Source organism: Fictibacillus barbaricus (genome assembly GCF_031457135.1).
GTDB lineage: Bacteria > Bacillota > Bacilli > Bacillales > Fictibacillaceae > Fictibacillus > Fictibacillus barbaricus_A.
Genome location: NZ_JAVDWA010000003.1, coordinates 390,558 through 404,698 on the forward strand (window position 1 = coordinate 390,558; position 14,141 = coordinate 404,698).

The 14,141-nt window shown below is 42.1% G+C and carries 14 protein-coding genes; 7 read left to right on the forward strand and 7 right to left on the reverse strand.

What is annotated here, in order from left to right:
* Positions 1 to 7 precede the first annotated feature (7 nt).
* Genes J2X07_RS10940 through J2X07_RS10950 form a run of 3 tightly spaced genes read right to left on the reverse strand, consistent with a single transcriptional unit; the run spans position 8 to position 3,004 of the window.
* Complete coding sequence (locus J2X07_RS10940) at positions 8 to 835, reverse strand: carbohydrate ABC transporter permease (protein ID WP_310258745.1); 828 nt, start codon at positions 833 to 835, stop codon at positions 8 to 10.
* Complete coding sequence (locus tag J2X07_RS10945; protein ID WP_310259034.1) at positions 822 to 1,691, reverse strand: carbohydrate ABC transporter permease; 870 nt, start codon at positions 1,689 to 1,691, stop codon at positions 822 to 824. Before J2X07_RS10945 ends, J2X07_RS10940 begins: the two co-directional genes overlap by 14 nt.
* Positions 1,691 to 3,004, reverse strand: a complete 1,314-nt coding sequence (locus tag J2X07_RS10950; protein ID WP_310258746.1) for an ABC transporter substrate-binding protein — start codon at positions 3,002 to 3,004, stop codon at positions 1,691 to 1,693. Before J2X07_RS10950 ends, J2X07_RS10945 begins: the two co-directional genes overlap by 1 nt.
* Positions 3,005 to 3,343: 339 nt before the next feature.
* Between J2X07_RS10950 and J2X07_RS10955 the strand changes: the two genes are divergently transcribed.
* Positions 3,344 to 4,357 carry a substrate-binding domain-containing protein gene (locus J2X07_RS10955; RefSeq protein ID WP_310258747.1) on the forward strand — a complete coding sequence of 338 codons (1,014 nt, stop codon included), beginning with the start codon at positions 3,344 to 3,346 and terminating at the stop codon, positions 4,355 to 4,357.
* A gap of 283 nt (positions 4,358 to 4,640) precedes the next feature.
* Here J2X07_RS10955 and manA read toward each other — a convergent pair whose 3' ends face one another.
* A complete protein-coding gene (gene manA, locus J2X07_RS10960) occupies positions 4,641 to 5,600 on the reverse strand; it encodes a mannose-6-phosphate isomerase, class I (protein WP_310258748.1) in 960 nt (319 codons plus the stop codon).
* Between the two features lie 400 nt (positions 5,601 to 6,000).
* Between manA and pxpB the strand changes: the two genes are divergently transcribed.
* From pxpB to J2X07_RS10980, 4 genes are read left to right on the forward strand one after another with little or no spacing between them, the layout of a single operon-like run.
* Positions 6,001 to 6,705 (forward strand): 5-oxoprolinase subunit PxpB, encoded by a 705-nt coding sequence (gene pxpB, locus J2X07_RS10965; protein WP_310258749.1) that lies wholly within the window; start codon positions 6,001 to 6,003, stop codon positions 6,703 to 6,705.
* Complete coding sequence (locus tag J2X07_RS10970; RefSeq protein WP_310258750.1) at positions 6,698 to 7,711, forward strand: biotin-dependent carboxyltransferase family protein; 1,014 nt, start codon at positions 6,698 to 6,700, stop codon at positions 7,709 to 7,711. Before pxpB ends, J2X07_RS10970 begins: the two co-directional genes overlap by 8 nt.
* A gap of 24 nt (positions 7,712 to 7,735) precedes the next feature.
* Positions 7,736 to 8,926, forward strand: coding sequence for an NRAMP family divalent metal transporter (locus J2X07_RS10975; RefSeq protein ID WP_310258751.1), 1,191 nt, complete (start codon positions 7,736 to 7,738; stop codon positions 8,924 to 8,926).
* 18 nt (positions 8,927 to 8,944) lie between these two features.
* Positions 8,945 to 9,736: a putative hydro-lyase gene (locus J2X07_RS10980; protein ID WP_310258752.1), complete on the forward strand. Its 792-nt coding sequence runs from the start codon at positions 8,945 to 8,947 to the stop codon at positions 9,734 to 9,736.
* Position 9,737: 1 nt separating this feature from the next.
* Here J2X07_RS10980 and J2X07_RS10985 read toward each other — a convergent pair whose 3' ends face one another.
* The 3 genes from J2X07_RS10985 to J2X07_RS10995 form a co-directional block, all read right to left on the reverse strand.
* On the reverse strand, positions 9,738 to 9,860 hold the full coding sequence (locus J2X07_RS10985; protein WP_310258753.1) for a hypothetical protein: 123 nt from the start codon (positions 9,858 to 9,860) through the stop codon (positions 9,738 to 9,740).
* Between the two features lie 517 nt (positions 9,861 to 10,377).
* Positions 10,378 to 11,082: an LrgB family protein gene (locus tag J2X07_RS10990; protein ID WP_310258754.1), complete on the reverse strand. Its 705-nt coding sequence runs from the start codon at positions 11,080 to 11,082 to the stop codon at positions 10,378 to 10,380.
* The gene (locus tag J2X07_RS10995; RefSeq protein WP_310258755.1) at positions 11,066 to 11,446 is read right to left on the reverse strand and encodes a CidA/LrgA family protein; all 381 of its coding nucleotides are present in this window, start codon (positions 11,444 to 11,446) and stop codon (positions 11,066 to 11,068) included. Before J2X07_RS10995 ends, J2X07_RS10990 begins: the two co-directional genes overlap by 17 nt.
* Before the next feature lie 233 nt (positions 11,447 to 11,679).
* Between J2X07_RS10995 and J2X07_RS11000 the strand changes: the two genes are divergently transcribed.
* Both J2X07_RS11000 and J2X07_RS11005 read left to right on the forward strand, forming a co-directional pair.
* Positions 11,680 to 12,042: a hypothetical protein gene (locus tag J2X07_RS11000; RefSeq protein ID WP_310258756.1), complete on the forward strand. Its 363-nt coding sequence runs from the start codon at positions 11,680 to 11,682 to the stop codon at positions 12,040 to 12,042.
* A gap of 610 nt (positions 12,043 to 12,652) precedes the next feature.
* On the forward strand, positions 12,653 to 14,080 hold the full coding sequence (locus J2X07_RS11005; protein WP_310258757.1) for a DHA2 family efflux MFS transporter permease subunit: 1,428 nt from the start codon (positions 12,653 to 12,655) through the stop codon (positions 14,078 to 14,080).
* The last annotated feature ends 61 nt before the right edge of the window (positions 14,081 to 14,141 follow it).

The following is a 14,141-nucleotide window of genomic DNA, read 5'->3' on the forward strand; positions in this document are numbered from 1 at the left end:
CTTCATTCTATTTAAGCGTGAATTGCATGCCTTCTTTGAATTGTTTTGAAAAGCATAGAAATAAGATGATGATCGGAACCGTCAGTAAGACGGATGCTGCGTACATCGGACCTGGATAACCACCGTAAGGACCGAACATTTGTGATAACAAAACATTCAGCGTCAGCATGCTGTCACTTCGGACGACAATCATATCCCACAATAATTCCGTCCATCTTTCCATGAACAAAAACAGGAAAACAACGGTCGTGATTGATTTTGACATCGGAAGCACGATTTTATATAAAATTTGAAAGTTCGACGCACCATCCAGCTTTGCTGCTTCAATAAACGTGTCCGGAATCGCCCGAAAAAAGTTCGTGTACATGAAAACAGCCCATAGACTAAGCGCTTTCGGCAAAATCATCGCCATGTAAGTGTCATATAATCCAGCGTTCTGGACGATCAAAAATGTCGGGATCAGCAATATGATCGCCGGGAAAAACATTTGAAACAGTACCGCATTGTTAATAAAATTCCGGCCTTTGAATTCCATCTTGGCGAGAGCAAATGCCACCATCGCACCGGTTGCCATCATGAGTGCTGTCGAAAGGGTCGACACGATCACACTGTTAAAGAATGCGTGCAGCCAAGGTCTTGCGATTCCAGCCTCTCCGCCAGAAAACAGCCATTCATACGATCGAAGGGTGAAATTTGCAGGAACTATTTTTTTATCAACCTGCGTCCAGTCTGCGAACGAATTGAGTACCATATAGAGATACGGAAAGACCATAACAATGAGCAGCGCGAACGCGATGATATAGCGAAAAGTTAAATTTTTCTTAGACCCAACCATTACGTTTCCCCCATATCTCTAATAATTTTCTAATGATCAATATCGCAGCGAACGTCACGATTGAAGCGATTATGGCAACAGCTGACGCGTAGCCTGCACTTAAGTTCGTAAACGCTTGTTTAAAAATTTCCATCTGCCATGTGTTTGTCGCATAGTTCGGACCGCCGCCCGTTAACTGATAAACCTCGGTGAAAATACCGAAAGAGACACCGATCGATAAAATCAAAACGGTAAAAAGAGCAGGATACAGCAATGGCAACGTTATTTTCCAAAAACGTTGTGAAGATGAAACGCCATCGATCGCCGCTGCTTCGTACACATCCTTACTGATGCTCTCAAAGCCAGCCGTCAGAATGAGCGCGTAATAACCGGTAAATTTCCACGCGATGATCGCCGCAACGACTAATAATGCGGATAGTGGCGTACTCAGCCAGTCGATATCTATTCCAATACCTCGTAAGAAGACGTTAAGTGCACTGTTTTGTGATAACAATCCTTTTACAATTAGCGACGAAACAACACCTGACGCCAAATAAGGAAGGAAAAATCCGATTAAAAACAGCCCTTTGAATTTAGGAAGCCCGTGAATCACGAGCGCTACTAAAGTTGATGAAACAATGACCATCGGAACGAAAGCTGCCATGAACTTGAACGTTACGAAAAACGCAGCCTGAACACCTGGATGTTTCACTGCTTCTATAAAATTATCAATCCCTTTAAAGTTGTAAACCGGAGAGATCAAGTTCCAGTCGGTCATTGACAAATAGAGGGACCATATCAACGGTACCGCGAAAAAAATGATCCCATATAAAAGGTAAGGACTGGCGAATAGCCAGCCCGTCCCGTTCTTTTTCATCATTTTTTAAGTTCCTCCTTTATGGCCTTCTTCATCTCTTTCCAGCCTTTTTCAGGATCGACTTCTCCCTTCACGACAGGGTTTACTGCCAAACGGCCAATATGTGTTTGGAGCTCATTGAATTTTGCGTTATCAATCGCCGGAATCGCATTCGGAACAGCTTCAGCATATGGCTTCAACTCCGGATTTTTATCAAAGAACGCTTTAAACGATTCATTGCTTGAAAGATCATCACGTGCTGGCGGAAGCTTCGTCGTTTCAAGCCACTTCAGATCGTTTTCAGGATTCGAATACACGAAATTCATAAACTTCATAGCTGCTTTTCGCTCGTCTTCAGTTGCCGATGCGTATACAACAATTCCTTTCGTATCAGCAAACGTGTTCACATTTTTTGTACTCTGACCGTCTGGAACAGGCGGTAATGATAATGCGAAGTTCTTGTTATACTTCATCTCAGGGAACTTTTCTTCCCAATAGCTGAATGTCCATGGACCAAGGTCAGTGAAAATGCCAAGTGCACTCTCGAACGGATCAGTTGCTTGCTTCGTTAATAAACCATCTTCTTTTCTGAGATCATCCATAAACTTCAGGACTTCTTCTCCTGCTTTATCTTTTGCGACGAACTTGTCACCTTCGATAAAATTGTTGCCATTTGATGCTGCGTCATACAGCATAAAGAAGTCAAACCAGCGCTTCCAAGCCGTAGGATCTGCAAGATCACCTTTTGCCCATAAATATTTATCAGGGTATTTCGCTTTCAGCTTTTTCGTGACATCGATTACTTCACTGTACGTTTTCGGCGGCTCGTTATACCCGAGCTCTTTTAAAACATCGATTCTCCAGCCGAAAAGCATTGGATTTGAATAGATCGGCATGACATATTGATTGTCATCTGAGAATTTCCACGTTTTGATCGTGTCTGTCATGTTACGTTTTTTGATTAGCTTGTCCCAGCCTTCGATCTCGTTAAGTGGAACGAGCGCTTTACTTTCAGCGAGCTGTGCCGCAAAACCACGGTTGATATTTTCAGACATCGTCGGAGCACTCTTGCCGGCAATCGCCGATTGGATGCTAGCTTCTGATGTCGGGCTCTCTTTAATAGGACTCACTTTAACGTCGATCTTCGGATTCTTTTTCTCAAATTCCTTCGCCATCTCTTTCCAATACACTTGCTGTGTCGGGTTTGGAGCTGCCCAGAATTCGATGGTCGTTTTTCCGTCAGCAGATTTACCGTCCCCTTTTGAACAACCAGCAAGCGCTGATGCTGCAAGTAATGCGGTTAAAATCAGTGACGCGGTTTTTTTAAACTTCATCCTTATTTCCCCCTTGACGGTTATGATAGCGCTATCATTTCTTGCAAAAAAAATAAACCAGTAACATTACAAATTCCGCAATTTGTAACTATTGTAATTAATTTTTGTAACTTTGCGTAATGCGATTATTACATGAATCGATAATGCTGTCAAATTATTTTTCTGACAATTTCATAAGATGATACACAGAGAAAATATCGGATGAACTTGCCTCTAACAGATGTTCCGCTTTATATTAGGTTGTCACCTTACACTTCACTTGTTTACTTTATCTGCCTTTTACAGTATATTTATTTTGTAACGTGACAAAAACATTATTTCGGAAGGTTTGTATACACTATGGCTAAAAAAATATCGATGCAGGACATTGCCGATAAGCTGAACATCTCAAAAAACTCTGTATCTCAAGCATTATCAGGAAAACCAGGTGTTAGCCCTGCAACACGAAAAAAAATAGAAGAAACGGCTAGAGAGCTAGGCTACGCCTATCAAAATCAACAAGCGTCATCAAAATCATTATTAACTGGAAATATTGGTCTGATCGCATCAGATTTGGCGTTTTCCTTACAAAGTTTTTTCGGAAAGATCTACTTAAGTATTGAAAAAGAAGCCGCCAGCCAAGGTCTTAATGTGCTGATCCAATCGATCAGTAATGAAGCGAAGGACAGTCTGACACTTCCATCTTTTATAAAAAACAAACAGGTCGATGGCGTGCTCGTTTTGTCGCACATCAGTACGGATTATATTAATAAAATTATCGCAACTGGCATTCCAACCGTGACAATTGACCACCATCACCCGCTCATTCAAGCCGATGCGATTTTGACGAACAACCGATTCGGAGCCTATACGGCAGTTAAGCATTTAATCGATATGGGACACGAAAAAATAGCATTCGTAGGCAATGCCAAACTTTCGCCGAGTTATCAAGAGCGTTTGGAAGGGTATTTACTCGCCCTTCAGGAACACAATCTATCAGTAGTAAATGAGATTATTTTCTCTTCTGTTACGGAAAGGGAAGATACGGTGCGTGACCTTGTTGATTCTGCTGTCGGGGAGCCGACCGCGTGGTTTTGTGTGAACGACGGTCTTGGATTTTTCGTACAGTCTGCTCTTCAGCAAAAAGAATTGAATGTTCCGGGGGATGTTTCGGTAAGCAGCTTTGATAACGGTCAGCTTTCAAGACTCGCGAACCCGAAAATGACGACGATGGATATCGATCTAGAGCTTTATGGAAGAAAAGGGGTCGAACAGCTCATCTGGCGTCTTGATCATCCAGGTGAACCGATGACAGAACTGCTGTTGCCTGCCAAGCTAATAAAACGTGAATCAACGGCGGAAGTTCAGAAGTAAAATGAGGAAGCCCCTTGCGATTAAGGGGCTTTTCATTATGGAATGGCCGGTTTTTTACGGTACGTGTTTTTTTATTTATTACACGTTTGCTCATAGAAATGAAGGTTTTGATCATAGAATTTGTTTTTTGCTCATAGATTTCAGTTTTTGCTCATAGAATGATCGTTTTTGCTCAAAAAAACTCCATTTTGCTCATAGAGAACATAAAGTCACTAAACTGAGACCTTAAATCAACAAAAAAGAAGCCAAAACCGCAGTTTTGGTTTACCTCTTAAACCTATTTTCATAAAACCGTCGGATGGGACGCGATAAATCGTGCGTTTCCGCGCAATCCAAACCGGCTCACTGTCGATGGCACGATAAAATGGTCACCTTTTTCAAAAGAAAAAGTCTCATCACCCACATTTATTTCGCCTTGCCCTTCAATAACACTCACGAGCAAGTAATGAGGGTTGTCGATCTTACCGGCAGTCCCTTCTAAAGTCCAGCGATAAACGGTAAAGTAATTTTCTTGAACCAGTTTTCTGACGTTCAAATCACTGACTGCGGTGCGCACTGGGCTGAAGCTTGCGTCCTCATGCGGAATCATCGCGACTTTAATCGATTTTTCAATATGAAGCTCGCGCGGATTTCCTTCGTCATCGCGGCGATCGTAGTCATACACACGATACGTCACATCTGAACTCTGCTGTGTTTCAAGGATCATCGTCCCCGCACCGATCGCGTGGATCGTTCCGTTTGGTACATATACAAAGTCTCCTGGCTGGATTTCAACTGTACGAAGCAGTTCGTCCCACTTGTTTTCCTCAACCATCTGCTTAAATTCTTCCTTCGTATCAGCGTGATGACCGTATACGAGTTTCGCACCAGGATCACAGTCGATGACATACCAGCATTCTGTTTTGCCGAACGCCTCCCCTTCAACTTCGCGCGCGTACGCATCGTCAGGGTGAACTTGAACAGAAAGGTCCGTTTTAGCATCTAAAATTTTTACCAATAATGGAAAGTCATTACCCTCTTGATTACCGAACAATTCTCGGTGCTCGTTCCACAAGACATCCAGCGTTTTGCCCGCTAATGGACCGTTCATGACCGTACTCGGACCATTCGGATGAGCGGAAATTCCCCAGCACTCGCCAGTCGTTTCAGTCGGAATCTCATAGCCAAATTCTTCGCGAAGCTTTGTGCCGCCCCAGATTCGGTCTTTGAAAACAGGTTTTAAAAATATCGGCTCATTATACATGATGTCACACTCCCCATTTAGGATAGTTACTATTTCTACTAAATAAAACCGCAAAATAACAAGGATTCTTCTTATTAGTTTAAACGCTTGTTTAAATTTAAGCTACCTGTATGTACGTATGAGCCGAAACATGAGCAAAGAGTTTTAGGAGAAAAGCTTCATTAAAAAGCATAAAGTAACGCCCACGATTAAAAATTAGGGCTTACGATTCGAAACCTTTTAAATCGGGAATAAATAAAAATGTGGAAAAACAAGATTTTTCGGACTAGCAATAATTGCATGTGAGATTATCAGAGTTTGCATTGAATTTTTATACAGCCTTCTTTATACTTCTATAACATATACAAAATTAAATAAACATTCTGAATTATTGACATATATAGACAGGAGCTTTGCATTTATGGATTTTACTTTGGAACCTTTAGGCGATACAGCCGTCATTATTGAACTCGGAACAGATATTAACCTCGACACACACCAAAAAGTGAAAACGGTCTCAAAAGCACTCGATGAAAATCTATACGACTGGATGATCGAATACGTGCCAGGATTCACAACGGTTTCTGTATTTTATGATCCTATGAAAATCAATTCTGAGAAATTGCCATACGAAAATGTTGCGAAACAGCTTATTTCCTTGTTAAAGAATCTAAACGCTGGAGAAGACACAGAAGCAAGAGTTGTCACCATTCCCGTCTGCTATGGCGGAGAGTTTGGTCCTGACTTGGAGGAAGTTGCTGAACATAACGGTTTGACGCCTGAAGAAGTGATCGAGATCCACTCAAACGGCGATTACCTCGTCTACATGATTGGTTTTGCGCCAGGATTCCCTTATATCGGCGGAATGTCAGAAAAAATTGCGGCTCCGAGAAGAAAGGATCCGCGCCTGAAGATTCCAGCTGGTTCAGTCGGTATCGCAGGAAAACAAACTGGCGTCTATCCTATCGAAACGCCTGGCGGCTGGCAGCTGATCGGCAAAACGCCTAGAGCCCTTTTTCTCCCAAACGGCGAATCGCCAAGTTTGTTAAAAGCAGGAGACAAAATCAAATTCGAACCCATCACCATAGAAGAATTTCAGAATTGGGAGGAGAACGAGAATGATTAAAATTACAAAACCTGGACTCCTCACAAGTGTGCAGGATTTAGGACGTTACGGTTATCAAAAATTCGGCGTGATCGCAAGCGGTGTAATGGATCAAACCGCACACCGGATAGCAAACCTGTTAGTTGGCAATGATGAAAATGCAGCCACATTGGAACTGACATTGCTCGGTCCTGATATGGAATTTGAAAAAGATGCGCTCATTTCCATTTGCGGTGGAGACCTATCCCCTAAAATCGACGGTAATTCTGTGAAACTATGGAGACCTGTGTTCGTTCGTGCCGGCAGCAAGCTGAAATTCGGCGGCTGCAAAACCGGTTGCCGCGCTTACTTGGCCGTGGCAGGCGGATATACAGTGAACGATGTGATGGAAAGCAAATCCACATATGTCCGTGCTGGAATTGGCGGTTTTAATGGACGAGCCTTGTTAGCCGACGATGTCTTGGAGATTGGGAAATCGAGCGAACTTTCTCAGCAAATTGCAAGTCTATTGGCTGATCAAAGTGAAGAAGAAAAATTTGCCCAAGTAACATGGTCAATCGCCTCAGAGTTTATGACACTTTCTGAATCTAAGCCGAAAGCGCGGGTCATAAAAGGCAGACAATATGATTGGTTTACAAAAGAAAGCCAGATAAAATTTTTCTCTGAACCCTTTGAAATCACATCCAAGTCAGACCGTATGGGGTACCGTTTGAAAGGTTCGAAGCTCGAACTTGAAAACGAACAAGAGATGCTCTCTGAAGCAGTAACTTTTGGGACGGTCCAAGTGCCTTCAGAAGGAAACCCGATCATCCTTTTAGCTGACCGGCAAACAACAGGCGGCTATCCAAAAATCGGACAGATCGCAAGCGTCGATCATTCCCTCATGGCGCAGCTGAAACCTGGCGACAAAGTAAGTTTTGTTGAAATTACACATGAAGAAGCACAGAAACTATATTTACATCGAGAAGATCAGATCCAGCAGCTCAAACAAGGAATCGCACTTAAAATTAAACAACAATCGAAGTAATCAGATGATACTAGGAGGATTTACATGAAAAAAGAATCAAAAGCAAGTATACTTCTCGGCGCCGCTTTCCTAATGGCCACTTCTGCCATCGGCCCAGGATTTTTAACACAGACGACGCACTTTACATCTCTGCTCGCTGCAAGTTTTGGTTTTGTTATTTTAGTTTCCATCCTTTTTGATATTGGCGCGCAGATGAATGTATGGCGAATTATCGCTGTTTCTGAAAAAAGGGCGCAGGACATCGCGAATGGTGTTTTGCCCGGCCTCGGCATCTTTCTCGCCATTTTAGTCGTAATCGGCGGCCTTGCCTTTAACATCGGCAATGTTGGCGGAGCTGGACTTGGACTGAACGTATTGTTCGGTATATCACCAAAAATGGGGGCATTGCTGAGCGGTATTATTGCCATTCTTGTATTTGTTGTCCGTGAAGCAGGTAAAGCCATGGACCGCTTTGCGCAGATCGCTGGATTTGTCATGATCGGACTTACTGTCTATGTCATGTTTACCGCAAGTCCTCCTGTGGGAGAAGCGGTAGCAAAAACGTTTGCGCCTGACAAGATTGATATCATCGCTATCGTAACACTCGTCGGTGGTACAGTCGGAGGCTACATCACATTTGCTGGTGCACATAGACTGCTTGATGCAGGAATTAAAGGCAAAGAAAATCTAGCAGAAGTAACAAGAAGCTCTGTATCTGCAATCGGAATCGCATCAATCATGCGTATTTTCCTATTCTTAGCAGCACTCGGAATTGTTTCACAAGGCTTGAAGCTTAATCCAGCTAACCCGCCAGCGTCTGTTTTTCAGCTAGCTGCCGGTAATATTGGCTATAAAATGTTCGGTGTTATCATGTGGTCTGCAGCCCTCACTTCTGTAATTGGCGCAGCTTATACTTCTGTATCATTCATCCGTACGTTTAATGCGACATTAGAAAAGTATCACAAGTGGATCATTATCGGATTCATTGCCTTTTCTACACTTGTTCTTGTCATCATTGGACAGCCTGTTAAAGTTCTTATTTTTGTAGGTGCATTGAACGGACTGATCCTGCCGATCTCACTAGGTGTCATGCTGATTGCGGCACATAAGAAAAAGATTGTTGGAGATTACAAACACCCTGTCTGGATGACCATTTTCGGTGTCCTCATCGTGGTTATCATGGCAGGCATGAGCATTTATACGATTGGTCAAGAAATTCCGAAGCTTTTTGCGTAAAACAATAAAGGGGATACCATGCAATCTTTTGACAGAATAAACCCATTCGAAGCGCGCGAATTGATCAGACGCGGTGACTGGGTGAAACCGACAAGCGGACTTGCAGGCGGCTATACACAAGCAAACTTAGCTGTCTTGCCGAAAGAATTAGCATTTGAGTTTCTATTGTTTTGCCAGCGAAATCCGAAACCATGTCCGGTATTGGATGTAACGGAACCGGGTTCAGCGATTCCTGCGATTGTCGCCCCTCATGCGGATTTGCGCGTTGATATTCCGAAATATCGGGTATACAGACATGGCGAACTCGTTGAGGAACGAACAGACATTAAAGATTTATGGGACGATTCCATGGTCGGATTTCTCCTCGGATGCAGCTTCACGTTTGAACACGCGCTTCTGAACAATGATATTTCGGTTCGGCACATCGAACAGGACTGTAATGTTCCGATGTTTAAGACGAATATGGAATGTATAAAAGCCGGTCGATTCGAAGGTCCGATGGTCGTAAGCATGCGCCCCATTCCTGAAAAAGACGTCGTGAGAGCTGTCCAAGTAACGAGCCGCTTCCCTTCTGTTCATGGCGCACCCGTTCACATCGGAAATCCAGAGAGCATCGGGATTCGTGATATTGCGAATCCTGACTTCGGTGATCCAGTTGAGGTTCGTGATGGGGAAGTTCCTGTTTTTTGGGCATGCGGCGTCACACCACAAGCGGTCGCCATGCATGTAAAGCCCGAGATCATGATAACGCATGCGCCAGGCCACATGTTCATAACAGATGTTCGGGACGAGAAGTTTGGAGTTTTATAGATTAGAGAGCACCTTCCTGCGAGGAGGTGCTTTTTTGTTTGCCTCCAGTCTCTTCCGCCATGTTTTTGGGTTTCCCGCCCGCATTTTCTCGGTTATCGCCCGTATTTTTTTGTTTCGCGCTCATGTTTTTTCTCTTTCCGCCCGCATATTTATCAAACCCGCCCATGTCCTTAATCTAAAGTAGATTTCAAAGTTCTGAAACCCTTCCTTTTCTACCGTGTCTCATAAAGGCACTTTTCTAAAAGATTGTTGCTTTTTACTTGTTTTTGTTCATTTTCAACATTGAAAAGTTGATCGGAGTGAAAGGTGCGAGACTCCTGCGGGAACAGGGTTACAGTCCGAAAAGCTGATGCGGTTATATCAGCCCCGACAAGCAAAAGGGTAATGGTCTAAGAAGGCGCTTTTTGCCTTCATGACCATTAAATTTTTGACCTCGAGGGGCTAACCGCTGAAGCTGGACAGGTGAGACCCCATAGGTGCAAAGCTCCAGGGAGGCTCACCGCACCCCCCGCGGAAAGCGAGCATCCTGTAACGGAAATCAACCACTTACAAAAGCGGCAAAGTATGCGAAAACAGCCTACATAAAAAAACAACCCAGAAGATCGGTTTCTTAGCATCTTTTGGGTCATTCTATGAAAGTTTTATCGTTGCAGAAGATCTGACTGCAAGACAGGAAAAATGGTGAACGCGAGGATGATCGTAATTACTGCTGCGACAATCATAGCGAGACTTGCAAAAGTACCTTCTAGCTCCCCAATTTCAAACGCTCTCGAAGTTCCTGTTCCATGAGCTCCCATCCCTAGCATTAGACCTTTGGAGGTTGATTTTTTTATCGAAAGAATCCGAATAAGCAGTGGTCCGATGACTGTTCCCGTCAGTCCCGTCACAATAACAAAAACTGCTGTCATCGTTGGAATGCCTCCGATCGTTTTTGAAATATCCATAGCAATGGGTGTCGTGATGGAACGCGGCACTAAGCTGTTAATTAACGAAGGACTTAACTGAAGCCAGAGCGCAAACAGAAAGGTCGAGACAATTGCAACGGACGAGCCGGTAAGCAAACTAAGTATAATTTCAACGATATGTTTTTTTAGAAGATGAAAATGTTTATACATCGGAACAGCAAACGCAACTGTTGCTGGCCCTAATAAATTGGTCAGCCATTTCGTCCCTTCCGCGTATGCAGTATAAGGTGTATGCGAAACGAGCAGAAGCACAACAAGAAGGAATGGCGTAATTAATATAGGAGATAAAAGTACAAAGGTCCAGCGGGCATAAAGTTTTTTACACATATAAAAAATGAAGATAGTCAGACAAAAACTAAGAATTTCAAGAGTGAGAATCATGTTTTGCATCCTTTCTAAGCTTCGCGAAAAAATCGGATGATAGCCCCGTACAACTCATAACAGCAATGGTGCTCAACACGATGACAAGGACCAGCTTAATGCCATATAAACTCAAAATCTTTTCATATTGAATAATCCCAACTGCTGAAGGGACAAAGAAAAGAAGGAGTTCAGACAAAAGAAAAGTCGCTCCTAATTCGACCCATTCTAATTTTACGATCTTAAATTGAAGCAAACAAAACAAAAGAATTAATCCAACGATGCTGCCTGGAATAGGAAGGTGCAGATATTTGGTTATTTCATTTCCGATGAGATACAGGATGATCAGGATGCCGACCTGTACAATTCTTTTTAGGACACTCATGCTTCAGCTTCCTTCCCGTTATAAGTCAATTTGTGAAATAAATCACATAACATAGTTTGAGCTGGTTTTATTAAATTAGATTGTACTTACTTTAACTCAGTTTCTGGCATTCGTAAAATACAAATCGTTTATTAAAACTATTCCTTTTATCTATATAAAATATTATTATATAGTTTCAACGCTTTATTTGGATTATTATGGGATTAATGTTATTTATGGTGGGAGGCAAAGTTATGTCCAAGTTCGATCTCATTTTCCTTATCCTCTTATGGAGTATACCTGCGGCAACTTTTATTAGAAGATACGTTAAGCTCCCTAAGAATGAGCAAACGGAGTTTTGGAACAGCATCAAAAAGCCTTCAGTTTTTTTTGAAGATGTGTTTAGACATCTTGGTATGCTGCTGCTTTTCACTGGAATTATAGAGGATTTTCCTGTTCTGAAAAAAATCGGTATTTTCATGATATTGACGAGTGTGTTTGCGCTCGGGGTTAATACGTGGGAATTGAACAAAAAGAAAAGTATGATCGTCATGTTCATCCCTTTGATTTTTGCTGTATTTTACATCTTTTTTTCATTTAAGGAATATCTATTTTAGAAAAACAATGAGGTGTCTATATGGATTGGTCGATGTTCATCGGACTGGGTATCGCACTAGCATTCCTGAGATGGGAAAAAAATGAGCGTAATGTATTCCCTTTTCTAAAAGAATTGATTGTCTTTAGTGTTTTTATGGTCGCTTTTAGCTTGATAAGCGATTTTGTTATAAGTAAAATGACTTTCCCCTTTTCCATTAAGAATCCATTTTCTGAAGCAGCTCAATTATGGATCGGAGGAAGCCTATTTTTTTGCGTTAACATGTTTTCTTGCTTTTAGGGGCTGGAAAAACAATGGTTCAAAATCAGGAGATTCAAAGAGTGGAAGATAAAGCAGAAAAGGTGTCCGTAAAAATACGGATAGCCTTTTTTGTTTTTTAATAAATCTTAAACATTTGTTTAAACCGTGCATGACTATGTTGATATTAAACCATTTTTATTTTGATCGTTTTACCCTGTGTAATTATCCTTCTCCCCTAAGATCGAGTTAATGTTATTTTTGTGGGAAAACGTGTAAGCTTGTAAGCATCCTATTTATTTAGTTGTTTAGAAGTAACTAAATAATCACAATACCTGAATTAACTTAAAATACTTAGGGGAATGGGGAGACAAATGACAGAAACTACACCAAACTATAAACAGTCCACGATTGCTGCCCTCCTGCTTGCAGGAACGTTTATCGCAATATTGAATCAGACACTCATGATAACCGCCATACCACCAATTATGGATGAAATGCATATTACTGCAAACAGCGCGCAATGGCTGACGACTGTATTTATGCTTGTAAATGGCATCATGATTCCTGTTAGCGCCTTTTTGCTAGAACGTTTTACCACAAGGCAGCTTTTTATATCGGCTATGAGTATATTCGCTTTCGGTACACTAGTGGCAGGATTAGCTCCAAATTTCGAAATGCTTCTACTTGGAAGAGTCATTCAATCCAGTGGGGCAGGTGTTATGCTTCCACTCATGCAAACCGTCTTTTTAATGATTTTCCCGGTTAACAAACGAGGATCTGCGATGGGGCTTGTCGGCCTCGTTATTTCATTTGCACCAGCAATCGGTCCAGCGCTATCAGGCTGGGTGACCTCTCATTATTCTTGGAGAGTCTTATTTTTCATTATTTTGCCTATAGCCCTTATCGATATTCTGGTTGCCTTTTTTGCCCTGAAAAATGTAACGGAGATCACCAAGCCTAGAGTAGATATTCCATCAATTGTTTTATCATCATTCGGATTCGGCGGCTTGCTCTATGGATTTACATGCGCTGGAAATAATGGTTGGCTAGCCTCCAGTACAATTATTTGGCTAGTGGTCGGTTTGTTGGCATTGGTGTTCTTTATTACAAGGCAACTTCGGTTAGAGCATCCGATGCTTGAGTTTAGAGTGTTTAAGAATTCCATTTTCCCCTTGACTGTCTCTATTGGAATGATTACCTTCATGGGATTGATCGGGGCAGAAACCATTATTCCGCTGTTCATGCAACATATGAGAAATTTTACAGCGTTTGAAGCTGGCTTAGCTATTTTGCCGGGTGCGTTAATTACCGGTATGATGTCACCAATTACAGGTAGAATCTTTGATAAAGTTGGTGCTAGATGGCTTGCCGTTACGGGCTTGTCGATTATTACTGTTTCTTCATTCGCCTTCTCAAATTTAAATCCCTCGACATCCTTTACTTTTATCATGGTCATGTACGGGGTGCGAATGTTCGGATTATCAATGGTAATGATGCCTGTTGCAACAGCAGGGTTGAACAGGTTACCTGAACGATTAATTCCTCATGGAGCAGCTATGGATAATACAATGAAAATGATTGCGGCGTCAGTCGGTACTGCCATACTTGTTACCGTAATGACGATGACAGCTGAGACTGCCAAACATCGTCCAGAAATCTCTTACCCTGATATGTATGGAGCGAATATGGCATTTATCGTCGTCTCCGTTCTTTCTTTACTAGGTCTTATCATCTCTTTTTTCATTAAAAATGATAAGGCACCGGAAAAAGAAGCAAATGATCAAGTACTAGATAAATAAGATTAACAAATAAAAAACAGCTTCCCGTTCAAAAGGGAGCTGTTTTTTAAATTGTGATTTC

Bases quoted from the DNA above. Each gene is read 5' to 3' on its own strand.
- J2X07_RS10940 (WP_310258745.1), bottom strand. From the start codon at position 835: ATGGTTGGGTCTAAGAAAAATTTAACTTTTCGCTATATCATCGCGTTC.
- J2X07_RS10945 (WP_310259034.1), bottom strand. From the start codon at position 1,691: ATGAAAAAGAACGGGACGGGCTGGCTATTCGCCAGTCCTTACCTTTTA.
- J2X07_RS10950 (WP_310258746.1), bottom strand. From the start codon at position 3,004: ATGAAGTTTAAAAAAACCGCGTCACTGATTTTAACCGCATTACTTGCA.
- J2X07_RS10955 (WP_310258747.1), top strand. From the start codon at position 3,344: ATGGCTAAAAAAATATCGATGCAGGACATTGCCGATAAGCTGAACATC.
- manA (WP_310258748.1), bottom strand. From the start codon at position 5,600: ATGTATAATGAGCCGATATTTTTAAAACCTGTTTTCAAAGACCGAATC.
- pxpB (WP_310258749.1), top strand. From the start codon at position 6,001: ATGGATTTTACTTTGGAACCTTTAGGCGATACAGCCGTCATTATTGAA.
- J2X07_RS10970 (WP_310258750.1), top strand. From the start codon at position 6,698: ATGATTAAAATTACAAAACCTGGACTCCTCACAAGTGTGCAGGATTTA.
- J2X07_RS10975 (WP_310258751.1), top strand. From the start codon at position 7,736: ATGAAAAAAGAATCAAAAGCAAGTATACTTCTCGGCGCCGCTTTCCTA.
- J2X07_RS10980 (WP_310258752.1), top strand. From the start codon at position 8,945: ATGCAATCTTTTGACAGAATAAACCCATTCGAAGCGCGCGAATTGATC.
- J2X07_RS10985 (WP_310258753.1), bottom strand. From the start codon at position 9,860: ATGAGCGCGAAACAAAAAAATACGGGCGATAACCGAGAAAATGCGGGC.
- J2X07_RS10990 (WP_310258754.1), bottom strand. From the start codon at position 11,082: ATGATTCTCACTCTTGAAATTCTTAGTTTTTGTCTGACTATCTTCATT.
- J2X07_RS10995 (WP_310258755.1), bottom strand. From the start codon at position 11,446: ATGAGTGTCCTAAAAAGAATTGTACAGGTCGGCATCCTGATCATCCTG.
- J2X07_RS11000 (WP_310258756.1), top strand. From the start codon at position 11,680: ATGTCCAAGTTCGATCTCATTTTCCTTATCCTCTTATGGAGTATACCT.
- J2X07_RS11005 (WP_310258757.1), top strand. From the start codon at position 12,653: ATGACAGAAACTACACCAAACTATAAACAGTCCACGATTGCTGCCCTC.